Origin of the sequence: Rhizobium acaciae (assembly GCF_025941625.1) — a bacterium.
Lineage (GTDB): Bacteria > Pseudomonadota > Alphaproteobacteria > Rhizobiales > Rhizobiaceae > Rhizobium > Rhizobium acaciae.
The window spans coordinates 71,325-92,716 of sequence record NZ_JAPCZO010000022.1 but is presented as its reverse complement, the minus strand read 5'-3'; the positions used below and the strand labels follow the sequence as shown (position 1 = coordinate 92,716).

General features: G+C 62.0%; 24 protein-coding genes and 1 tRNA gene. 9 read left to right on the top strand and 16 right to left on the bottom strand.

What is annotated here, in order from left to right; all coding sequences use genetic code 11:
* Positions 1-145 precede the first annotated feature (145 nt).
* Genes OLZ32_RS29435 through znuC form a run of 3 tightly spaced genes read right to left on the bottom strand, consistent with a single transcriptional unit; the run spans position 146 to position 2,260 of the window.
* Complete coding sequence (locus tag OLZ32_RS29435) at positions 146-544, bottom strand: Fur family transcriptional regulator (RefSeq protein WP_011652680.1); 399 nt, start codon at positions 542-544, stop codon at positions 146-148.
* The gene (znuB, locus tag OLZ32_RS29430; protein WP_011652681.1) at positions 541-1,356 is read right to left on the bottom strand and encodes a zinc ABC transporter permease subunit ZnuB; all 816 of its coding nucleotides are present in this window, start codon (positions 1,354-1,356) and stop codon (positions 541-543) included. The genes OLZ32_RS29435 and znuB overlap by 4 nt, the downstream gene beginning before the upstream one ends.
* Positions 1,349-2,260: a zinc ABC transporter ATP-binding protein ZnuC gene (znuC, locus tag OLZ32_RS29425; RefSeq protein WP_264398920.1), complete on the bottom strand. Its 912-nt coding sequence runs from the start codon at positions 2,258-2,260 to the stop codon at positions 1,349-1,351. The genes znuB and znuC overlap by 8 nt, the downstream gene beginning before the upstream one ends.
* Before the next feature lie 102 nt (positions 2,261-2,362).
* Between znuC and OLZ32_RS29420 the strand changes: the two genes are divergently transcribed.
* The 3 genes from OLZ32_RS29420 (at position 2,363) to OLZ32_RS29410 (ending at position 4,910) form a co-directional block, all read left to right on the top strand.
* A complete protein-coding gene (locus OLZ32_RS29420) occupies positions 2,363-3,382 on the top strand; it encodes a zinc ABC transporter substrate-binding protein (RefSeq protein WP_319641142.1) in 1,020 nt (339 codons plus the stop codon).
* 146 nt (positions 3,383-3,528) lie between these two features.
* The gene (gene zigA / locus OLZ32_RS29415) at positions 3,529-4,734 is read left to right on the top strand and encodes a zinc metallochaperone GTPase ZigA (RefSeq protein ID WP_264424199.1); all 1,206 of its coding nucleotides are present in this window, start codon (positions 3,529-3,531) and stop codon (positions 4,732-4,734) included.
* Positions 4,731-4,910: a hypothetical protein gene (locus OLZ32_RS29410; RefSeq protein WP_003541156.1), complete on the top strand. Its 180-nt coding sequence runs from the start codon at positions 4,731-4,733 to the stop codon at positions 4,908-4,910. The genes zigA and OLZ32_RS29410 overlap by 4 nt, the downstream gene beginning before the upstream one ends.
* 113 nt (positions 4,911-5,023) lie before the next feature.
* Here the strand turns inward: OLZ32_RS29410 and OLZ32_RS29405 are convergent, their stop codons facing one another.
* Positions 5,024-5,350, bottom strand: a complete 327-nt coding sequence (locus tag OLZ32_RS29405; protein ID WP_003541158.1) for an RcnB family protein — start codon at positions 5,348-5,350, stop codon at positions 5,024-5,026.
* 373 nt (positions 5,351-5,723) lie between these two features.
* On the opposite strand from OLZ32_RS29405, the gene OLZ32_RS29400 reads away from it, so the two are divergent.
* Positions 5,724-6,107, top strand: a complete 384-nt coding sequence (locus OLZ32_RS29400; RefSeq protein WP_003541160.1) for a VOC family protein — start codon at positions 5,724-5,726, stop codon at positions 6,105-6,107.
* Positions 6,108-6,344: 237 nt separating this feature from the next.
* Positions 6,345-7,676: a hemolysin family protein gene (locus OLZ32_RS29395; RefSeq protein ID WP_003541163.1), complete on the top strand. Its 1,332-nt coding sequence runs from the start codon at positions 6,345-6,347 to the stop codon at positions 7,674-7,676.
* Here the strand turns inward: OLZ32_RS29395 and chrA are convergent.
* Both chrA and OLZ32_RS29385 read right to left on the bottom strand, forming a co-directional pair.
* A complete protein-coding gene (chrA, locus tag OLZ32_RS29390; protein ID WP_017988881.1) occupies positions 7,673-9,094 on the bottom strand; it encodes a chromate efflux transporter in 1,422 nt (473 codons plus the stop codon). The two genes, OLZ32_RS29395 and chrA, sit on opposite strands and share 4 nt — an antisense overlap.
* A gap of 1 nt (position 9,095) precedes the next feature.
* Complete coding sequence (locus OLZ32_RS29385) at positions 9,096-9,911, bottom strand: sulfurtransferase/chromate resistance protein (protein WP_264398891.1); 816 nt, start codon at positions 9,909-9,911, stop codon at positions 9,096-9,098.
* A gap of 389 nt (positions 9,912-10,300) precedes the next feature.
* Here OLZ32_RS29385 and OLZ32_RS29380 point away from each other — a divergent pair, with 389 nt between their 5' ends.
* Positions 10,301-10,609 (top strand): hypothetical protein, encoded by a 309-nt coding sequence (locus OLZ32_RS29380; RefSeq protein WP_003541169.1) that lies wholly within the window; start codon positions 10,301-10,303, stop codon positions 10,607-10,609.
* A gap of 286 nt (positions 10,610-10,895) precedes the next feature.
* Here the strand turns inward: OLZ32_RS29380 and OLZ32_RS29375 are convergent, their stop codons facing one another.
* Positions 10,896-11,198, bottom strand: a complete 303-nt coding sequence (locus OLZ32_RS29375; RefSeq protein ID WP_003541172.1) for a hypothetical protein — start codon at positions 11,196-11,198, stop codon at positions 10,896-10,898.
* 247 nt (positions 11,199-11,445) lie between these two features.
* Between OLZ32_RS29375 and OLZ32_RS29370 the strand changes: the two genes are divergently transcribed.
* Positions 11,446-11,760: a hypothetical protein gene (locus OLZ32_RS29370; protein ID WP_245271948.1), complete on the top strand. Its 315-nt coding sequence runs from the start codon at positions 11,446-11,448 to the stop codon at positions 11,758-11,760.
* 126 nt (positions 11,761-11,886) lie between these two features.
* Here the strand turns inward: OLZ32_RS29370 and OLZ32_RS29365 are convergent, their stop codons facing one another.
* The 5 genes from OLZ32_RS29365 to OLZ32_RS29345 all read right to left on the bottom strand — a co-directional run bounded on the left by OLZ32_RS29365 (position 11,887) and on the right by OLZ32_RS29345 (position 15,599).
* Positions 11,887-12,183: a hypothetical protein gene (locus tag OLZ32_RS29365; RefSeq protein ID WP_026159948.1), complete on the bottom strand. Its 297-nt coding sequence runs from the start codon at positions 12,181-12,183 to the stop codon at positions 11,887-11,889.
* A 156-nt stretch (positions 12,184-12,339) separates the two neighbouring features.
* A tRNA-Lys gene (locus OLZ32_RS29360) sits at positions 12,340-12,415 on the bottom strand.
* A gap of 227 nt (positions 12,416-12,642) precedes the next feature.
* Positions 12,643-13,554, bottom strand: a complete 912-nt coding sequence (locus tag OLZ32_RS29355) for a PhzF family phenazine biosynthesis protein (protein ID WP_017988885.1) — start codon at positions 13,552-13,554, stop codon at positions 12,643-12,645.
* Between the two features lie 165 nt (positions 13,555-13,719).
* Positions 13,720-14,493 (bottom strand): NUDIX hydrolase, encoded by a 774-nt coding sequence (locus OLZ32_RS29350; protein ID WP_003541178.1) that lies wholly within the window; start codon positions 14,491-14,493, stop codon positions 13,720-13,722.
* Entirely contained in the window at positions 14,490-15,599 is a 1,110-nt protein-coding gene (locus OLZ32_RS29345; RefSeq protein ID WP_264398879.1) for an endonuclease/exonuclease/phosphatase family protein, read from the bottom strand. The genes OLZ32_RS29350 and OLZ32_RS29345 overlap by 4 nt, the downstream gene beginning before the upstream one ends.
* Positions 15,600-15,852: 253 nt before the next feature.
* On the opposite strand from OLZ32_RS29345, the gene OLZ32_RS29340 reads away from it, so the two are divergent.
* Positions 15,853-16,161 (top strand): DUF4189 domain-containing protein, encoded by a 309-nt coding sequence (locus OLZ32_RS29340; protein ID WP_245512302.1) that lies wholly within the window; start codon positions 15,853-15,855, stop codon positions 16,159-16,161.
* 121 nt (positions 16,162-16,282) lie between these two features.
* Entirely contained in the window at positions 16,283-16,504 is a 222-nt protein-coding gene (locus tag OLZ32_RS29335) for a hypothetical protein (RefSeq protein ID WP_017988887.1), read from the top strand.
* A gap of 32 nt (positions 16,505-16,536) precedes the next feature.
* Here OLZ32_RS29335 and OLZ32_RS29330 read toward each other — a convergent pair whose 3' ends face one another.
* The 4 genes from OLZ32_RS29330 to OLZ32_RS29315 all read right to left on the bottom strand — a co-directional run bounded on the left by OLZ32_RS29330 (position 16,537) and on the right by OLZ32_RS29315 (position 21,281).
* Entirely contained in the window at positions 16,537-17,556 is a 1,020-nt protein-coding gene (locus OLZ32_RS29330; protein WP_264398875.1) for an ABC transporter ATP-binding protein, read from the bottom strand.
* Positions 17,544-19,238 carry an ABC transporter permease gene (locus OLZ32_RS29325; RefSeq protein WP_264398873.1) on the bottom strand — a complete coding sequence of 565 codons (1,695 nt, stop codon included), beginning with the start codon at positions 19,236-19,238 and terminating at the stop codon, positions 17,544-17,546. The genes OLZ32_RS29330 and OLZ32_RS29325 overlap by 13 nt, the downstream gene beginning before the upstream one ends.
* Before the next feature lie 7 nt (positions 19,239-19,245).
* Complete coding sequence (locus OLZ32_RS29320; protein WP_264424197.1) at positions 19,246-20,223, bottom strand: ABC transporter substrate-binding protein; 978 nt, start codon at positions 20,221-20,223, stop codon at positions 19,246-19,248.
* A gap of 290 nt (positions 20,224-20,513) precedes the next feature.
* Entirely contained in the window at positions 20,514-21,281 is a 768-nt protein-coding gene (locus tag OLZ32_RS29315) for an alpha/beta fold hydrolase (protein ID WP_011652698.1), read from the bottom strand.
* Positions 21,282-21,392: the final 111 nt, after the last annotated feature.

Sequence of the window (21,392 nt, the reverse complement as noted above, 5' to 3'; positions counted from 1 at the left end):
GTCCCTGGCTTGGGTTCTGGCCGGGTTACCGGCCCTCGCCCTTTTTGATCGCCGCTTTGTGATCGGCGTCGAATAACGTCGGGATCCTTCAGGCTCTGCCATCCCAATAGCCCGCGAGCCGATCGTCTAGCGAACGCGAGGAAGCTTATGCCGCACAGGCCTCGCACAACCCGCGGATCTCGATCGTCGTCTTCTCGGGCTTGAATTTCTGGCCCCGCACCCATTCCATCAACCGGTGGTCGACCTCGTGGTCATGGAACTCCGTCACCTGGCCGCAGCTTTCGCAGATCGCGAAGGCGACGATGCCGTGGCTGTGGCAATCGTCGCCCGGATGGGCGCAGGCGACGAAGGAGTTGATGCTTTCGAGCCGGTGCACCACGCCATATTCGAGCAGCTTCTCCAGCGCCCGGTAGACCTGCAGCGGCGCGCGAAAACCGTGGTCGCGCAGCTTGTCGAGGATGGTATAGGCGCTGAGCGGCCCTTCGGCCTTTTCGAGCACGTCGAAGACCAGCGACTGGTTCTTGGTCAATTGCGGTGTCGTCATGAGCCTTGTCCTTGCATGACCGCGCGGTGGCGCCTGACGGGAAGCAGGCTGAGAATGAAGAGGATCAGCGCCGCGACCACGATCGAGGGGCCGGAGGGCGTGTCGTAGGTGAGCGAGCCGAACAGACCGCCGACGACGGCCGCCGCCCCGATCAGCGAAGCGAGCACTGCCATGATCTCCGGCGTCGGCGAAAAGCGCCGCGCCGCAGCCGCCGGAATGATCAGCAGCGAGGTGATCAGCATGATGCCGACGATCTTCATGGCAATGGCAATGACGACGGCCATCAGCAGCATGAAGAACAGCCGCGCCCGCTCGGGCTTCAGCCCCTCGGCCTCGGCGAGCTCGGCATTGACGGTCGCAGCCAAGAGCGGCCGCCAGAGCCAGGCCATTGCCAGAAGCACGAACAGCCCACCGCCCCAGATCAATGCGATGTCGGTGGTGGAAACGGCGAGGATATCGCCGAACAGGAAGGCGATGAGATCGATCCGCACCCAGCTCATGAAGGCGACCATGACGAGGCCGATCGCCAGTGTGGCATGCGAGAGGATGCCGAGCAGCGCATCGGCCGACAGCGCCTGGCGCTTCTGCAGGAAGAGCAGCAGCACCGACACAAGAGCGGCGACAGCAAAGACAGCCAGTGTCAGGTTGAGTTCGAAAAGCAGCGACAGTGCGACGCCGAGCAGCGCCGAATGGGCGATCGTATCGCCGAAATAAGCCATGCGCCGCCAGATGATGAAGCAGCCGAGCGGCCCCGTCGTCAGCGCCAGGCCGACGCCGGCAAGGATGGCGCGCACGAAGAAATCGTCAAGCATGGCGCTCTCCCGCTTCATGCGCGTGCGGATGGGCATGGTCAGGATGATCGTGATCATGTTCATGACCGGCATGCCCATGCTCATGCGCGTGATGGCCGTCGTCGGGGTGGCAATGATCGGTTACCGTGCCGTCGGCATGTTGCACGCGGCCGTCCGGCAAGTGCGTATGATCGTGGTGATGGCTGTAGACAGCCAGCGTCTGCGCCGCCCGGCTGCCGAACAGGCGCACATATTCCGGGCTGCGGCTGACGGATTCAGGCGTGCCGCGGCAGCAGACATGGCCGTTGAGGCAGATGACCGTGTCGGTTTCGGCCATGACGACATGCAGGTCGTGCGAGATCAGCAGGATGCCGCAGCCCGTCGCATTGCGGATCGACTTGATCAGATCGTAGAGGGCGATCTCGCCGGAAAAATCGACCCCCTGCACCGGCTCGTCGAGGACCAGCAGATCGGGCTTCCGTGCAATGGCGCGCGCCATCAACGCCCGCTGGAATTCGCCGCCGGAGAGATGCTGGACCTCGGCATCGAGCATATGGGCGATGCCGGCGGATTCGAGCGCCGAGAGCATATCGCGCTCCGGCAGCGGTCCTGTCAGCGTCATCAGCCGGCGCACCGAAAGCGGCAGCGTCCAGTCGATCGTGAGCTTCTGCGGGACATAGCCGACCTTGAGGCCGGCCTTGCGCTCCACCCTGCCCTCATCAGGCTTCAACACACCGATCGCCGCTTTGGCGCTGGTCGACTTGCCCGAGCCGTTCGGCCCGATCAGCGTGACGATCTCGCCGCGCGAAACGGAAAAATCGACACCGCGCACCAGCCAGCGGCCATTGCGCAGAACGCCGACATTTTCAAGCGAAACCAGCGGTTCGGCCCTGATACCGGCGGGGGTCTTTGCGGGAGAGAGCATCAAATTTTCCGAAAGTGCTGTTGCGTCCTGCTATTGCACACGTTATAGCATAACGCAATTGATGTAATAACATAACAATTGCAATTCAAGCGGAGCATATTGATGAAACGCGCCTTGGGGCCTGCCCTTAAAAACTCGGTCCTCCGAATGCCGGCCCTCGCAATCCCGGCCCTGGCGATCCCCACCCTGCTCTTTTCCGGCACCATGCGGGCAGCCGATGCGCCTGTCGTCGTCACCTCGATCAAACCGATCCATTCGCTGGTTTCGGCGATCATGCAGGGTGTCGGCGAACCCGAATTGATCGTCGATGGCGCCGCCTCCCCGCATACCTACAATCTGAAGCCATCGAATGCCCGCGCCCTGCAGGACGCCAAGGTGATCTTCTGGGTCGGCCCCGGTCTCGAGGCTTTCCTCGAAAAACCGCTGCAGGCGCTGGGCCGGGATGCCAGCATCGCGGCACTCGACGATGCGCCCGGTCTCGTCAAGCTGCCCTTCCGTGAAGGCGGCGCCTTCGAGCCGCATGACGACGGTGACGAGCACGACAGTGCTTCCGCCGCCCCGGAGCACGAACACGATCACGCCGAAGCTGACCACGACCACGGCGCCTTCGACACCCATCTCTGGCTCGACCCGATGAACGCCAAGGCCATGGCGGCCATGATCACCACGACGTTGGTCGCCGCCGATCCCGCCAATGCTCTGACCTATCAGGGCAACGCCAAGGCGCTGGACGACAAGCTGGATGCGCTCGATACCGAGATCAAGGGTATGGTCGCTCCCGTCAAGGACAAGCCCTTCATCGTCTTCCACGACGCCTACCAATATTTCGAGCACCGCTACGGTATCCGCGTCGCCGGCTCGATCACCGTCAGCCCGGAAACCATTCCCGGCGCCGAGCGTGTTTCGGAAATCCACCGCAAGGTCGGCGAACTCGGCGCCACCTGCGTCTTTGCAGAACCGCAGTTCGAACCGCGCCTCGTCAATGTCGTCATCGAAGGCACGCGCGCCAAGTCAGGCGTGCTCGATCCCGAAGCGGCAACGCTGAAGGCCGGCCCCGATCTCTACTTCAACCTCATGCGCGGCATCGCCAACAGCATGAAGGACTGCCTCTTCAGCGCATGACTCTCATGCGCCGCTCCGCGCGTCCTGCCGGACACGCGACGCTCCAGGGAGAGCTGAGGCGGAAAAAGGCGGACAACCCCGTTCCGCCTTTTTTCGGGCCGCCAAACGTAATGATATAACATAAATAAGACTCTGATGAGGTTCCCATGGACAATAGACTTCCCGTCACGGTGCTTTCAGGCTTCCTTGGCGCCGGCAAGACGACGCTGCTCAACCACGTGCTGACCAATCGCGAAGGCTTGCGCGTCGCGGTTATCGTCAACGACATGAGCGAGGTGAATATCGATGCCGCCCTGGTGCACGACGGCGGCGCCAATCTCTCCCGCACCGAGGAACAGCTCGTCGAGATGACCAATGGCTGCATCTGCTGCACGCTGCGCGACGATCTGCTGAAGGAGGTGCGCCAGCTCGCCGATCAGGGACGCTTCGATTACCTCTTGATCGAATCGACCGGCATCGCCGAGCCCCTGCCCGTCGCCACCACCTTCGAATTTCGCGACGAGAATGGCCAAAGCCTTTCGGATGTCGCAAGGCTCGACACCATGGTGACCGTCGTCGACGCCGCCAATCTGCTTGCCGACTATGCCTCGGCCGATTTCCTCGCCGACCGCGGCGAAACGGCCGGCGACGGCGACAACAGAACCATCGTCGACCTGCTGGTCGAACAGATCGAATTCGCCGACGTCGTGGTGCTGAACAAGGTCGGCACGGCAACCAAGGAAGAGCGCGACGCCGCGCGCAAGATCATCACCGGCCTCAATCCGGATGCGAAGCTGATCGAGGCAGATTTCGGCAAGGTCGCCCTGAAAGACGTGCTCGGCACCGGCCGCTTCGATATCGACAAGGCCGAGACCCATCCGCTCTGGTACAAGGAGCTGCACGGTTTCCGCGACCACGTGCCGGAGACCGAGGAATATGGCATTCGCTCCTTCGTCTATCGCGAGAAGCGGCCCTTCCATCCGGCAAAGCTACAGGCCTTCCTCGATCGGACATGGCCAGGCGTGGTGCGCGCCAAGGGCTTCTTCTGGCTGGCGACGCGCCCGCACCATGTCGGCGAGATCAGCCAGGCGGGCGCGATCGTGCGCACCGGCAAGTTGGGTCTCTGGTGGGCGGCCGTACCCCGCGAACAATGGCCTGAGGAACCGGCCTTCATGCGCGCCATCGGCCCTTATCTCGACCCCGTCTGGGGCGACCGCCGCCAGGAAATCGTCTTCATCGGCGCCGAACCGATGGACGAGGCCTGGATCAGGAAGGAACTCGACGCCTGTCTGCTCGACACCACGGTGTTTGCGCCGGAACGCTGGCGCAACCTGCCCGACCCTTTCGCCAGCTGGAACAGGCAGGCGGCATGAAGGCGAAGGCAATCAAACGCTCTCACTGCGTCTGCACCGAATGCGAGCCGCTGCCGCCGATCGAAGGGCTTCATCCGCTGACACACGAGAAGGATACCGACGCTGAAGTCGGAAGACCAAGAGGTTTTCTCGGCATCGTTGCTGAACGGGTCATGCCGTCGCGCAGGCAACCCTAAAGCGGGTCATAACCGCCGCCAGCTGAAGAAGAGGAGGAAGGCGCGAAACTGCTACACGCCCTCCCAGAGTCAAAAAGGCGGCCGAAGCCGCCCTTTCCTGATCTATCGACCGATCAGCGACCGGCAATAATGCTGGAGATGATGCCGCTGGTGACGCCGATCAGCAGATAATCGTTATCGGCCCGCACCCAGCGATAACCGCGCGGCGGAGGCGCCAGCCGGTAGCGGCGGTAATCGTTGACATTGGAGAACCGGCGACGCTCGCTGGCATTGACGCGGTATCCCCTCTTCCAATGCGACCGGACGACCGTCTTCTTAACGACCACCTTCTTCTGCACGACGATGGGCGGACGGCGATGGTCGTCGGCGCTGGCCTGGGAAACAACCATCGGGGAAAGAAGGAAGGAGGCGGAAAGAAGAGCTGCAAAAATCTTTTTCATGTGGGGGTCCTCGTGTTGGGCACGTGACCAAACTAGGGCCGAAAAGATGAACCGAAACTGAAATAAAAATTAAACTTTTGTAATGGAATCCAATAGCTACGGGTCGAAGCTTGTACTTTAGATTAAACTTATACTCAGTGCTCGAGGTTTTGGCGCGGCCGTGGAGGGTTGTCGTGCTGCTGGCGGCAGGCGGCATCCTCTCGATTCGATCTAGTCTCGCCCAAAGGTGCTCAGCGGCATCAAGAGATGCATAAAAACTTGAAACGGGCGCATAATCGAGTTTTGAGGCGAGACATCCTAGGAACAGGAGAATTCTGCAGGTCCCGCGAGGGACGATCAGATCAAGACAACGAAGACCACAATGGAGGAAAACATGCCCGGTATCAGCATGCGCTACATCGTCGACGACGTCGACGCCGCGGTGGAATTCTACACAAGACATCTCGGCTTCTCCGTCGCGCTTCGTCCCGCGCCGAGTTTCGCCATCCTGACCAAGGACGGTTTTCGTCTGTTCGTCAGCGGCATGACGGGACCTGGCGGAGCATCTCAAGCAATGCCAGATGGGAGAAAGCCGGAGCCCGGCGGTTGGAATCGCATCCAGATCGAGGTCAAGGACTTGGAAGCAGACGTCGCCGCGCTGCGTCAGGCCGGCGCGCGTTTCCGCAACGAGATCGTGCAGGGCATAGGCGGCAAGCAAATCCTGCTCGACGATCCGGCCGGAAACCCGATCGAGCTCTTCGAGGCGCCCAAGCGATGAATGGCGCGACGACGGTCATGCGGTTCGCCACGAGTTTTAGGCTTCACATCGGCGAACCGCACCCATGATTCCGGTCATGCGGTTGCCATGCATTTGCGGTCATCCGCAAACCAACGCAGTATTTCGATTACGGCAGCCGGCGTCGGCATCTCTCGCCGCGAGACTGGCCGGAACGCCTTGCCACCAGTGTGCGAGCGTGTAGTTTCGGATTCCTATCAATTCGAAGGCAGGGAAAACATGTCCGATTCCGCCGGCGGGCTCTCCGACTATGTTGGGATACTAGCCGTGTTTCTTCTCGTCGCCGCCAATGGCTTCTTCGTTGCCGCCGAATTCGCCCTGGTGTCGGTCAGGCGTAGCCGCGTCGCCGAACTCGCTGCGGCAGGCCGCATGAACGCCTCGGCACTTCAGCGCGCCGTCGACAATCTCGACTCCAACCTTGCAGCCACCCAGCTCGGCATCACCATCTCCTCGCTCGCCCTCGGCTGGGTTGGAGAACCGGCGCTTGCGCACCTGATCGAGCCGCTGCTGTCCTGGCTGCCCGGGCAATGGGCGACGGCGGGCGCGCATACTGTTGCCGTCGTCATCGCCTTCGTCATCATCACGGCCCTGCATATCGTGCTCGGGGAGCTCGCGCCGAAGAGCCTGGCGCTTCAGCGCAGCGAGGCCACGTCGCTTGCCGTGGTGCGCCCGCTCGGTCTGTTCCTGGTGCTGTTCAAGCCGGCGATCTTTGTCCTGAACGGCATGGGCAACATGGTGCTGCGGGGCGTCGGTCTTCGCGCCGGAACCGGGGAATCGTCGTTCCATTCGCCGCAGGAGCTTAAGCTGCTGGTCGCTGAGAGCCAGGAGGCCGGCCTTCTCAACCAGGTGCAGCAGCAGCTCGTCGAGCGGGTGTTCAACATCGGCGACAGACCGATCTCCGACATCATGACCCCGCGTCTCGACATCGAATGGTTCGACGCCGACGACAGCGAGGCCGAAATCCTGAAGACCATCCGCGAATGCAGCCACGAACAATTGCTGGTCGCCCGCGGCTCGATCGACGAGCCGATCGGCATGGTGTTGAAGAAGGACCTTCTCGATCAGGTTCTCGACGGCGGCAAGGTCCGGCCGATGGAGGTGATCAAGCAGCCGCTGGTGCTGCATGAGGGCACCTCGGTCGTCCGCGTGCTCGACAGTTTCAAGGCCTCACCCGTTCGCCTCGCCATCGTCATCGACGAATATGGCAGCCTCGAAGGCATCGTCACCCAGACCGACCTGCTCGAAGCCATCGCCGGCGATCTGCCGGGATCCAACGAAGAGCCCGATATCGTCGTCAGGGAAGACGGGTCGCTCTTGATCGATGCGATGATGCCGGCCTTCGACGCCTTCGAACGGCTGGGCCTGCGCGATCGTCCGGATGCCGATTTCCATACGCTGGCGGGTTTTGCGCTGCATCAGCTCCAACACATCCCCGAAGCCGGTGAAACCTTCGTTTTCGACAACTGGCGCTTCGAGGTGCTCGACATGGACGGCATGCGTATCGACAAGATGCTCGCGACGCGCATTTCCGCGGATGGGGCGGAGGCCTAGCCGACCGCCAGCGTCCAGAGCATTCCCGCGGCTGCGCAGACTAGCAGCGTCGCGATGACGGAAGCCTTGAAGCGGAAGATCGCGACAGCCGCGGCGGCAGACAGCGCCATTGCCGCCGGCACGGCCGATTGCAGCACGGGAATATCGAGCCGCAAGCCGCCAAGCTCTACGGTCGCAACCTCGGCAAACAGCGTGTGCAGGGCAAACCAGATAGCGAGGTTGAGGATAACCCCGACCACCGCCGCTGTTATGGCCGACATCGCACCGGCGAGCGCAATGTTACCGCGTAGTTTTTCGATGAACGGCGCGCCGAGGAAGATCCAGAGGAAACAGGGCACGAAGGTGACCCAGCTCGTCAGTATCGCCGCAAGTGTTGCAGCAAGAATCGGGTCCAGCGCTCCCGGATCCCGGTAGGCACCCATGAAGCCGACGAACTGGACGACCATGATCAGCGGCCCTGGCGTCGTCTCGGCCATGCCGAGACCATCCAGCATCTCGCCGGGTTTCAGCCAGCCGAAATGCTGCACGGCCTCCTGTGCGACATAGGCAAGCACGGCATAGGCCCCGCCGAAGGTGACAACCGCCATTTTGCTGAAGAACAGGCCGATTTCGGTAAAGACGTTGTCAGCACCGAAGGTTGCGTAGAGCGCCGCGAGCGGCGCGAGCCAGAGGGCAAGCAGCACGGCCGAGATGCGCAGCGACCAGGCGAGATTCGGGCGCGCATGCGCCGGTATGCCTTCGCCGAGCGCCGACTCGGCATCCGACAGTGTCGCGCCGCTTCCGGCCTTATGGCCGCCGCCCATCTGAAAGGCGGCAAGCCCGAACCTGCCGCCGAGGAAGCCGGCAATGCCGGCCGCGAGCACGATCAGCGGGAACGGCACATGGAGAAAGAAGATGGCGATGAAGGCCGCTGCCGCGATACCGACCATGACGCGATTCTTGAGCGCACGACCGCCGATGCGGATGACGGCCTGCACGACGACGGCAAGCACCGCCGCCTTCAGCCCGAAGAACAGGCCGGCGACGATGCCGACATTGCCGTAAGCCGCGTAGATATAGCTGAGACAGAGGATCGACAGGAAGCCAGGCAGCACGAACAGCAGCCCGGCGACGAGGCCGCCCACTGTCCGATGCATCAGCCAGCCGATATAGATGGCGAGCTGCTGCGCCTCGGGTCCGGGAAGCAGCATGCAATAATTCAGCGCATGCAGAAAGCGGTGCTCACCGATCCATCGCTTCTCGTCGACGATGATCCGATGCATGACGGCGATCTGGCCGGCAGGGCCGCCGAAACTCAGGGCGGCGACCCGCAGCCACACCCTGAAGGCATCGCCAAACGAGACGCCGTGATGATGCCCCCCTCCGGCGTCTTCCTCCGCCATTTTGCCACTGGGCGCATTATCCGTCATCTCGACCATCTCATGCCCTCTTCTTCGGCGCCGGCCAGTTGTGGGTTTCCTCGGTCGCATCGCGGCACCAGCGGAAGAAGGCGTCGTAGAGAAGCATCCCGGCCTCGAGCTGTTCCAGATCGTCGGAATACATCCTGGAAAGGCCGAGCGAGGCGGCCAGCAGGCCCGCCGCCTCGGGCGCGAGATCGAGCCTTGCGGTATCCGCCGCCCTGACGATCCGCGCCAGGCGCAGCAGCGGTTCCGATGCCAGTCCGAACTCCTCGACCATGACATCAAAGGTGCAGAGTTCGCCGCGATGGCTCCAGAACACGTCATCGATATCGAAGGGCAACGCCCCGAAGCGCTCGCTGACGGCTAAAACCTCAGGCGCCGGCACGAACAGGAATACGGCGCTCGGATCGACGAAGCGCCGGATCAGCCAGGGACAGGCGATACGATCGATCTTCGGCCGCGCGCGCGTCACCCAGACGGTGCGCTCTTCAGCGTCGCGTTGCGGCAGCTTTGCATCGGGCACGGCCGGTCCGCCCGCGATCCACGCCTCGAAGCCACCTTCGAGGCTTTCCGCGTCGATCCCGGCATGGCGGAGATAGGCGGCAACACCATGACTGAGCTTGCCGCCTCTCTGGCATACCACGACGACGGCTTCGGCATCGACGCCGCCAACCCAGGACGCGACATCGGCATGGGCGCGCCGGATCGAGCCCGGCACCAGGCGTGGATCGAGCGCGAAGTCCTCCTCCGTGCGCACGTCGATAATGACGGGAGCCCCAGGCGTCCCAATGAGGCGGTTGAGCTTTTCAGGTGAGATTTCTAGAAATGACGGCATGACGCGTCCCTCCGTTGATCGGTTTTACTGGACGCGATTCTTCAGCATGACGCCTCGTGGGGTGATCGCGACCCCATGGCCAAACCATGCGCAAACAGACCCCGTCGTGTCAAGCGCATTACGCCATGGCGGCTTGCCATCCGCGGCAGCGGCCTGCCATCCACCACGGCACCCGATCAGCCGGCAGCTCTTCCACCGGGTCTCTGCCGGTCGCCTCCAGGCGAGCCGGCAGGCAGATGAGAGGTGAGCGGCAAAGCCACAAATGCATGGAGCGCCACTCGAGCGGGAATGAAGAGTACGAAAACCCAATCAGCACAAGCGCTTCGGCCCAGAACGGAACAAAATGCCCACTTCGGCATTCTTCTGTCACCGAAAGAGGAGAAAGTACCATGACGTACGACCCCAATAATGCCAACGACCCGAACCGCCCGCTGAACCCAAATCTAGATCTGCGCACCACGCCGAGCGCGCGCAGCAGTAATACGTGGGTTGTCTGGGTCGCTGCATTGGCCGTGATCGCTGTCGCTGCATTCGCCTATTCGCAGTGGAGCACCCCCGGCACATCCCCGGACACGACAGCCTCCACGACACAATCAGAGCCGGCGCCGGCCAAGCCGATCGCTCCGACCGACAACAGCGCAACGCCTGCACCGGCACCAGCACCGGCCACTCCGCCGGCTGCCCCTGCACAGCAGTAATCGCTGCTCGGTCAGAAGAAGCCGGCCCAGTGCCGGCTTCCTCTCGGCTGCGAGCTCTTGAAGATTTTGAAGCAAACCCTATTTAAGGGATACTAAATCTGTCTCTGACGGCTGACCACGGAGGTACTGGCAGCCGTTATCGAGACTGATCGAGGAAGGTCGGTGCGAGTTTCGCCCGGCCTTTTTTCTCGACGTCTTCATCCATGCCGAACAGGCATTCAAGTTGGCGGCATGATCGAAGAAATTCAAGGTCATCGCTTCGTCCCGGCAACGCTTGGCTCCGATATTATTTGGGAATCCTGTTATAGAAGGACTGCGGATCGTACACGCACTCGTAGTCGAGGAGGCAAAGCTTGCCATTGCCATCCCTCACCCTTGCGGTGTCGTACTTGTCGCCGAGATTGCACCTAGCCGGCGGATAACGGAAGCTGCGGCCGCCAAAGCCCATCCGGACAAAAACCGCCTTGTCCTTGCGGATGATCTGCGCAAGCTCTTCGCAACTGTGATCCCTGGCATTGACCTCCACCGCCTCGACGGCAAGAGCGACGGACGGAAACAATAGCGCGACGGCCAGAACAACTCTTTTCATGGAAACTCCTGAATGTGAGAGAGCGAAGCTAGGGCATCGCACTCCATGCTGCCAGTCCAGAAACCCTCCGAACTGTACGCCTGAGCACAGCCCAGCATTTTTTCTCCCGGCCCCTTCAGAAATCAGCTTCGCACGGGCTCTTCGAAGGCAGCGAAGTCCAGATGGGCGAGGCACTCCTTCGCTACTGCTTCGGCGAGGGCATCGCAACGTCCCGATCCATTAAGATATTTGGTCTACGCTGCCGGCCATGAAACCGACGTTTGGGCGCAGACACCTTGCATTGCCGGAGCCGGAGCGGACAAGAAGCGTTCCGACACAGAAGGTCGATGCGTCACCCGCCAGAAGCTTCGATTGGCCGAAAATCGGGCGTTACGCCAAAAACGCGACCTTGGCCCTCCTGATCGCGATCAAACTTGCGGTTGTGATTATTTACGTCCTCAGACTAAACGCCTCGCATTCCTTCCAGGAATACGCACCGCCCATAGCAATGATGGCGGCACTGTCGTTTTTCATCGTCGCAGCTCTCTGGCTTGTAGGGATGAAACTGAGCGGCAGCGATTGAGTCAACCTCGGTCGGCGCCGCTTGAAGTTGACCGCTGCCCGCATTTCCCGCTCGCTCCCTCTCTCAACGGAAGCGTCCAGAGCATGATGCCGAAAAGTGTGAGCGGTTTTCGGATGACATCCTGTTCTAGGGAAAGTTATAGGGCGACGCGGGGTCGAAGACGCAGGAATAATCAAGGATGCACTGCTTTCCCTCCGCATCGCGCAAACTAGTCGTGGTGCGCTTATCACCCATACTGCACTGGGCGGGTGGATAACGGAAACTGCGGCCGCCGAAACCGACGCGAACAAAGACCTTTTTGTTCTGGCGAATGATCTGCGTAAGCTCGCTGCAGCTATGCTCGCTCGCTTTGACGTTCATGACGGCTGCGGCAAAGGCAGGCAACGGCAGAGACAATGCGACGACAAAAATAACGCTTCTCATAGACCCCTCCCGATACGCGAGAGGGAGATAGGGCGCATGGACCGACGCGGCCAGTCCTGCGGACAGCGCGAACCGTGCCGCTCTCTTCGAGAACAGTTTTCCAGCAGGCCGGAAAATCCGGCCTGAGTTCAAATACATCAATCTTTTCAAGAAATTTGGTGGGTGATGTAGGGCTCGAACCTACGACCCGCTGATTAAGAGTCAGCTGCTCTACCAACTGAGCTAATCACCCGTTCGCGCTTGGCTGCGCGGTGTGACGGGGCGTATAAACAGGATCGGCAGCCTTGTCCAGCACATCGGCGAAATTTCTTTGGTTAATCGCGAAGATTTTTCGGCATGGCTGAAATACAGCGCATAACCCCAAAAGTCGGAATCGATTTTCGGAAAGGATTATGCGCGGATTCAAATTGATAGAGCGTCCTTAGCGCGTTCTGTCGGACGCGCGGTGTTATATTGAAATCAAAGGTCGAGCGTGCCACTGGCCAGCCGCACAGCCTGGCCGCCGATCCGCGCGTTGGAAATCGCCCCGCCGTCGACATCGATATGCAGGTGGATGAAGGACGGCCGGCCCATCTCGACGCCCTGCTCGATCATGATCGGGTGATGCCCGTCCGTCAGCCGGTCGAAATGGTGGATCGCGCCGGAGAGTGCGGCGGCCGCCGAGCCGGTGGCCGGATCTTCGACGATACCCATGCCGCTTGCAAACATGCGCGCATGGAACTTCGCCACGTGGTTGACGCCGCCGCGGCAATAGACATAAGCCGAGGCAAGCGCGCCATCGACGAAGGGCACGATCTTCTCCCAGAGTTGCGGATCGAATTCCAGCCGCTGCGTGGCTCCGACATCGTGCACCGGAATGAGCAGGAAAGGAACGCCGGCGCTCCAGACCGACGGGACGTGATTTTCGAAGCCGATCTCGGTCACCTTCAGCGATAGCGCGTCGGCGATGCCGAGCTTGTCGAGCGGCATGATGGCCGCCTGCGATTTGCGTGGCAGGTCGAATTCGGCAAAGCTCGCCTCCCCCTCTCTCAACCGCACCGCGCAACGCACCGGCCCGACATTTTCCTCGAGCACCGTGACGAGATCGCGCGTCGCAGCACCATGCGCCCGTTCGGCCAGCGCCACAGCCGTGCCGACCGTCGGATGGCCGGCAAAGGGCAGCTCGCGCCCAGGCGTGAATATCCTCAGCCGCGCCGCATAGGCGGGGTTGGCCGAAGGCTGCACGAAGACCGTCTCCGAGAGATTGATCTCCCGGGTGATCGCCTGCATTGCCTCGTCGCTGAGATTGTCTCCGTCGAAGATCACCGCCAGCGGGTTGCCCGCAAGCTTTCGATCGGTGAACACGTCATAGACGCTGTAGCTTCGCGCCACATCAGCCTCCTTGAATCGTCATCGCGCCGCCAACCTGCCCGACCGGGCGAGCGAGTGCAAGGCGCTAAAACGCGTCACGTCAACCGGATTCACACGACGCGCTTTCGATCGTTACGTGATGCGTGTCGTTATCCCGAAACGCTGCATGGCTTTCGGCGGCATACATCAACTCCGCTCGGCCTTACCGAAATACCAGTCGATCACAGGCAACATGGCGATGTTATAGGCATGGGCGGAGGGATCGGCCGAGCGGATTGCCACCGCGCCCGCAATCTCCTGATCCTCGGCGACGAGCATATGCCGCTCGATCCGCTCGATCATCTCATCCGCCGTCATGTCGAAGCGGAATAACCGCAGCAGCGTCACCGTGCGCTTGTTATGGGTGGCGAACATCCCCTCGCCGGCGACGGATTCGGCAAGATCGAGCCCAGTCTCCTCATGGACCTCGCGGCGCATGTTCGCCTCGATGTCGCAGCGCCCGTCGACGATATCCTCCGGCTCCAGCGAGCCGGCGGCGAAATAGACCTGGCCGGGATTGGCGGTATGGGCGCCCATGCGGATCGCCACCAGTGCGCCATCGGAGGTCTCGAGCACCGGATAGGCGAAGATGTGAATGCCGCCCTGGCGCCGCGGCTGCCGGCGCCACCACATGAAGGCCGAAAAGGGAATGACGTGGCCCTCGCCGGCAATCCCGTCTTCACCGAGCGATACCAGCCGCTGGAACACCATGCGCCCGTCGAACAGCGCCGGATTGGCAGCAGTCTCCCTGACCCAGTTCTCCTGGATCGCCGCTTCTTCGGCGGCGACGAAGGGATGGGGACCGGGCAGAATGCGCAGATCCACGCCGGCAATCGGGAAGACCGTCGCCTCCGGCGGCCAGCCGGCGAAATCATCGGAAAAATTGATGTTGGTGAAATTCGCGTTCAAATTTGCATTCATGGGAGATCCAGTGTCATGACGACGGGGCAATGATCGGACGCTTTCGGCCTGTCCCAGCCGGTGCGCGGATAACGCTCCACCTCCTGCCCCGGCGGGAAGATGGTGCGGTAGGGCTGGCCGCTGCGGATGATTTCGGGCAGGCGGCCGGCATTATGGGCGGCAAGTGCTGGCGAAAGCCAGAGATAGTCGAGTTGGCAAAGCCACTGCTCCTGCGGCCCGCGAGCGTGATAGAGCGTCCAGCGGTCGAGGGGTTCGCGGCGACGCACGACATTTTCGGCAAAGCCGTCGCTGCTGAAAACGTCGAGCGCGCTTTCGGTCTCGTTCTGATGTTCGAAGCGATAGCCGGTACCCCGGCGGCCGATGACATCGACACGCTCCTGATAATCGTTCATGTCTCCGCAGATGGCGAAGCTTTTGGTGCCGGCTTGCTCCGCACCGAAGCGATCCTCGATGATGCGGCGCACGGCGCGTGCCTCGGCGCGGCGGATCGGCATGGTCGATAGCCGCCCGTCCAGCCCGTCGCGCGGATTGCCCATCGACTTGAAATGCACGACGTAGAGCGAAAATGGCCGGCCGCCGATCAGAAGGTCGAGCTCCAGGCAGTCGCGCTTGAAGATCTTGTCGTCGATGCGGTTGGTGAGCGCCAGCTCCTCATTGAAGAGATCGAGATCGCGATAGGTCGTCATCGCATGGCTTCTGATGTCCCTGAGCTCGATCTTCTGGCCATCGCGCGTTTCCTCGCGCATCAGCACGGCAACATCGATGCCGCGGCTGTCATTGCCCTCGACCAGGTATTTCTGCCGGTAACCGTTTCCGACCATGCGGAAGAGATAGCCGTATTCGAAGGCCTGAAGGGCAGCCATGTTGTCGATTTCCTGCAGGCAGAGGATATCGGCGTCAGCGTCGGCGATCGCAAGGGCCGACATTTGCCGCGTGTCGTCGGTCGCGGCAATCACCCGCGCCTGCTCGAGCTGCTGATAGACGCCCTCGCTCGACACCTGGAAAAGTTTGATGACCCGGTCCTGGCGCAACTGGTTGCGGAAGCCGGTGAAATCAAAACGGGTCAGGAGATTTTCGACATTGAAGGTGGCGAGGCGAAGCGACATGGGAGGAATCCGGTTGCGGGCAGTACCTTATCCGGCAATAGCCGCGGGAAAAGATGGCAGGGCCAAGAAATATGCGGATAATCACTCCTCTTGGAGCCCCAGAGGCGATTGCCTGTGACTTAGGCGGCAGACATTCCGCCGCAAGCCTCGGATAGTTCTCCGCAAAGGATAATCGCCGTTCCGCCGTGGGGGCATTTCATGAAGCGGGTTCTTGCATCGTTTGCGGTTCTGACGTCCCTCCCAGGCGCGGCCCTTGCCGACACCTACGGCGCCATCGCCTACTCGCCGTCGACCCGACGCCATCGGCTGGTCCCATGCCTATGACAATCGCGGCGACGCCGAAACCGTTGCCCGGCGCAACTGCGACAGCAGCGCCAACGATTGTCGCATCGCTATCTGGTTCCGCAATGGCTGCGGCGCGGTAGCCGTCGGTCATCGCGGCGGCTGGGGCTCCGGCTGGGGTTATGATGGTCGCGAGGCCCAGCGCCAGGCGATCCGCAGCTGCAGAAAGCAAACCGGCAGCTGCCGCGTCATCCGCTGGCAATGTTCGGAGAACGAATAAGCCCGGCTGGGTTGCCGCAAAACCATCGCACCATTAATCCCAAGACGGTGGCGGTGATCGCTGAAGTCATGTAGCCTCTGATTTCATTGTGTATTTTAGGTGCGCAGGAGCCCCAAAAGTCATGACCCTCGAAGAGAAAGAGATACTGAAAGCGCTGGCGTGGATGTGTGAACAATACATAAGCGAAGGCAACGGCTATCTGAATCACAAGGCGATGTATGCCGGCGAACTGGCGGTCGAGGTTCTCGCCGCTTACGGGCTGGTTGAGCCAGCTCCCCTAGGGGGCCGCTGGACGAATAAGGGAATGCTTCTTCTCGACGATTCATCGGGCTTCAGCTTTTGAATGTCACCGTACGAGTCTAGCGCCGCCCTCTATCAAAGCCGCCAGCCGGCGCGGATGACGACGCGAACCGCCTCGCCGGGCGCGACAACCACGCGGCTGAAAGCACGTAGCGTCTGGCCGTTGCCGAGCGTGAGTTTCACAGCATAACGCTCGCCCTCGAAAAGCACGGATTCGACAGTTGCCGGAGCCCCCTCTCCGCCGATGACCACATCTTCCGGCCGCACCAGAACATCGGCGTCATCGGTATTGTCAGCACGAAGCGCATCCTGCAGTTCGTCCCACTCCAGATGGCGTTCACGGCCCATGAGCGGCAGCGTGAGAATGGCCCCTCGCCCAATGAGCCCGCCGACTATGCGCCCTTCAGGCCGCGCGTAGATCTCGGCCGGCGGTGCCACCTGCAGCAGCCGCCCTTCCGACATGACGGCGACGTCGGTCGCGAGCGCCATCGCCTCGCTCTGGTCGTGGGTGACGTAGATCATCGTCGCGCCCGAGCGCTGGTGGAACTCGCGAAAAGTCTCCTCCATCTCCTGTTTCAGGTGCCGGTCGAGGTTGGCAAGCGGCTCGTCAAGCAGAACGACATCGGGCGATGTCACCAGGCAGCGGGCGAGCGCCACGCGCTGGCGCTGGCCGCCGGAAAGATCGGCCGGACGTCGTTCGGCGTAGTCGGCGAGCCGGACGGTGCCGAGCGCGTCGCGCACCTTTGCCCGGTAGGCCTCGCCCGAGATGCCGCGTACTTTGAGAGGATAGCCGACATTGTCGGCAACACTCATATGTGGCCAAAGCGCGTAGGACTGAAAGACCATCGCCATGTTGCGCTTTTCCGGCGGCAGCGACTGCGCGGCATCGGCAAGCAATCTCTCGCCGAGATGGATCGAGCCGTCGCTCGGCGTCTCGAAACCGGCGATCATCCGCAGCACTGTCGTCTTGCCGCAACCGGAAGGCCCGAGCAACGCCAGGAAGCCGCCCTCGCGTACATCGAGCGAAAACCCGCTGACGGCGGCGCGCCCGGTGCCGAAATCCTTGCCGAGCTGGTTGAGGATCAGCCTCGCCACGGGACCACTCCTTTCGGCAGTCGTTTCGCCAGAAGTTCAAGCAGCAGCATCAGCACAACGACCATCAGGACGACGAGCACCGAGAGTGCCGAAGCAAGGTCCGAGCTGCCGCTGTCATCGACATTGTAGATGGCGACGCCGAGCGTCTGGGTGCCGGCAGACCAGAGCAGCGCCGAGATCGTCAGCTCGTTGCAGGCAATCAGAAAGACAAGAATAACGGAGGCGCCGGCGGCCGGCGCAATCAGCGGCACGATGATATCGTCAAGCCGGCGGAAGAAGCCGGCGCCGGAAAGCCGCGCCGCCTCTTCCAGAGCCGGATCGAGCTGGTGGAAGGCGCTGACCACGGGTTTCAGGCTGACGGCGAAGAACGAGGAGAAATAGGCGATCAGGATGATCCAGATCGTGCCGTAGAGCGAGACGTGGAGGATCGGGATCGGCGCTGCGAACACCAAAATGAAGCAGACCGCCATGACGATGCCGGGCAGCGAATACGGTATCTCGATCAGGCTGGAGACGATGCGGGAAGCCGCATCCTTGCGCCGCGTCAGCGTGTAGGCTGCGAGCACCGTCACCACGAGGAGACCAAGCGCGGTCGCGCCGGCAAGCGACAGCGAATTGATAAAGGCGGTGCGCGTTACCGCCTGCCGGAACAGGATCTCCTCAAAGGCATGCAGCGACATCGTCTTGAAAGTGAGCGGCACGCCATAGGCCGGCACCAGGGCGCCGGCGACAAGCGCGAAGAAGGGTGCTGCCAGCATGAAGAACAGGATCACCCAGACGAGCGGTGTGCAGACCAGGCGCCAGGCGCCGAGTTCGAAGGCCGCACTCGCCCCGGATAACCCGATGACGCGGTAGTCACGGCCGCGCAGCGCCCGGTCCTGGATCATCAGCCCGACGACCGATATGATGGCGATGATCGCCGAGAGCACGGCGACATCACCGAAGGTGCGGCTGGTGAAAGCGGAGAACTTGGTGAAGATCAACGTCGGCAGCGTGAAGATCGAGGCCGGAATGCCGAGAATGGCAGGAATGCCGAAATTGCCGGTGCAGGAGACGAAGGAGATCGCCGCACCGGCGATGATGCCGGGCAGCGACAGCGGCAGGATGATATCGCGGAATACCCGCAAGCTGGAGGCGCCGGAAAGCCGCGCGGCCTCGACGCCGTCGCGCGGCAACGTCATCAGCCCGGCTCGGAGCGCCAGGTAGATCAGCGGCGCATGCTGCACGCCATAGAGCAGCGCGATGCCACCCACCGAATAGAGCGGCTGCGGCGAACCGAGTGGCGGGGCGATATGCAGCGCCTTCAGCAGCGGGCTGGAGGGGCCTGACATCTGCACCCAGGCAAGCGCCGTCACCTGCGGCGGAATCATCATCGGCAGCACGAAGAAGAAGCTGAGCAGCCCCTTGGCGCGGATATCGGTCAGCGTCAACAGGAAGGCGAATAGGCAGCCGATGACGAGCGAGATGATCGTGCCTAGAATGGCGGTGACGACGGTGTAATAGGTCGCCGACCAGAGCGACGCCTCGCTCAAAACCGTCATCACGCCGCCGTCGGCGAAGGCCGCTATTCCGACCATGGCGAGGCGGGCGAGCGGCAGCACGCTGAGGATCAGGACGATGATGACGAGAAACGGAAACAGCCAGGCGGGCTGGCTGTTTCCGGTTTTGGTGTATCCGTGCATGAAAGGATCAGTTCGAGCCGTAGATGCCCGAGAAGGTCTTGAGATCCTGATCGGTATTCTTCAACGCTTCGGCCGCCTTGATCGGCAGTACCTTGATGGTGTCGCGCGCCGGAAAGCCTTCCGGCAGCTTCATGCCGTTGCGGGCCGGGATGTAGCCGAGCTTCAGGAAGCCTTCCTGGCCCTTTTCGGAGAGCACGTAATCGACGAATTTCCTGGCGGCATCGGCATTTTTTGTGCTGGCGAGGATGCCTACCGGCTCGGTGACGGCCGAAACGCCTTCGCTCGGGAAGACGAATTCGACGGGAGCGCCCTTGGCCTTCTCACGGATCGGCAGGTAATCGACAACCATGCCATAAGCCTTTTCGCCCGAGGCAACGGACTTCAGCACGGCGCCGTTGCCGCCGGCAGCAATCGCGCCATTTTCCGCAAGCGACTTGTAGAAATCCCAGCCGAGTCCCGGAACGGCGGCAAGTGTCTGGGCGTGGACGAGGGCCGCACCCGAGGCAAGCGGGCTCGGCATGGTGACGAGGCCCTTGGCTTCCGGCTTGGTCAGGTCCTTCCAGCTCGCAGGCTTCATCGCGGCCGAGGTATTGTACATGATGCCGGTGGTGATCAGCTTGGTGGAATAGTAATAGCCGTCGGCGTCATAAAGGGCGGCGTCGTATTGGGCAGCTTCCGGCGACTTGTAGGCCAAGAGCTTGCCGTCTTCCTTGAGGCGCTCCAGCGTCACCACGTCGGCGATGAGGAGAATGTCGGCAACCGGGTTGCCGGCCGGGATCTCGGCCTGGAGTTTCGCCATGATCTTCGGCGTGCCGTCGCGTACCCAGTCGACCTTGATATCGGGATTGGCAGCCATGAAGCCATCGACCGTCGCCTGCGCGTCTTCGTTCGGCTGGCTGGTGTAGAGAACCAGGTTTGCGGCCGAAGCCGGAATGGCAAAGAGGCTCGCGGCGACAAGTGCTGCGGCGGAGACGATCGTTTTCATGGGAGAGGTCCTCGATTTCGATACCCCTCCCTTATTAGGGGTCGTTGACAGAGATGTGACAGGGCGCGGCGGTTGGTCCACGCCCTGCACCACAGCTTTGCCATCGACCGGTCGTGACCTCGCCACGCTCGCCTCGGTCAGTTCACTGAGGATCAACTGCAGCAGATGGTTGATCAGCGGGTCCCGCCCCGCCGATACGTCGCGCAGGCAGAGCCGGTCATGGCCCGCGGGCAAAATCTCCGCGGCGACCGGCCACGGCGCTCACGCGCCGTGGCCCCTCGGATCGAATACTACTTTGCGGCCTCTTCGATCAGTTCCGCCACCTTCTCGGGATGCGACACCATCACGACATGGGAGGCGCCATCGACCACCACGGTCCGCTTGGAGCCTGCCCGCTCGGCCATGAAGCCAAGGGCTGCGGCCGGAATGTTCTTGTCGCCGGTGCCGTAGACAAACCATGACGGCAGCTTCTTCCAGGCGGGCTCGCCGGATTTTTCGGTCAGGGCAGCCTCGGTGACCGGACGTTGGGCAGCCGCCATCAGGGCCGCCTGTTCGGCCGGCACGTCGCTGGCGAACTGATCATGGAACTTGGCCTGGTCGATATAGAGATCGACACCGCCGGCGCTGAGCTTTACCGGGGCCGCAAGCGCTCCGCTCAGCGTACCGCCCGGAAACTTGCCGGCGAGATCTGCGACCGATTCTCCGGCATCCGGCGCGAAGGCCGCGACATAGACCAGCGACCTGACGTTGTCGTGGCCGTTGGCCGCGGTCGAAATGACCTGGCCGCCATAGGAGTGGCCGACAAGGACCACAGGGCCGGCGATGCTGCCAACCACGTCGGAGACATAGGCAGCGTCGTTAGAAACGCTGCGCAGCGGATTGGCGGCTGCCACGACAGAAAAGCCGTCCTTGCGCAGGATTTCGACGACGCCGTTCCAGCTGGATGAATCGGCAAAGGCGCCATGGACGAGGACAACGGTCGGCTTGGCCGGCTGAGCAACGGCAGCACCGGAAAGAAGAGCGCCCGCCAGGGCGACGGCAGCAGCAAACTTGAACATTGGTCATTTCCTTTCGTCGGTTGAGTTTCAAAGAAGCCGAATGGGGAGCCACAAGGGAATTCACCTGCTTGCGCATCCGTTGACGCAGCAAACCTCTGCAGCTTTCCGTGT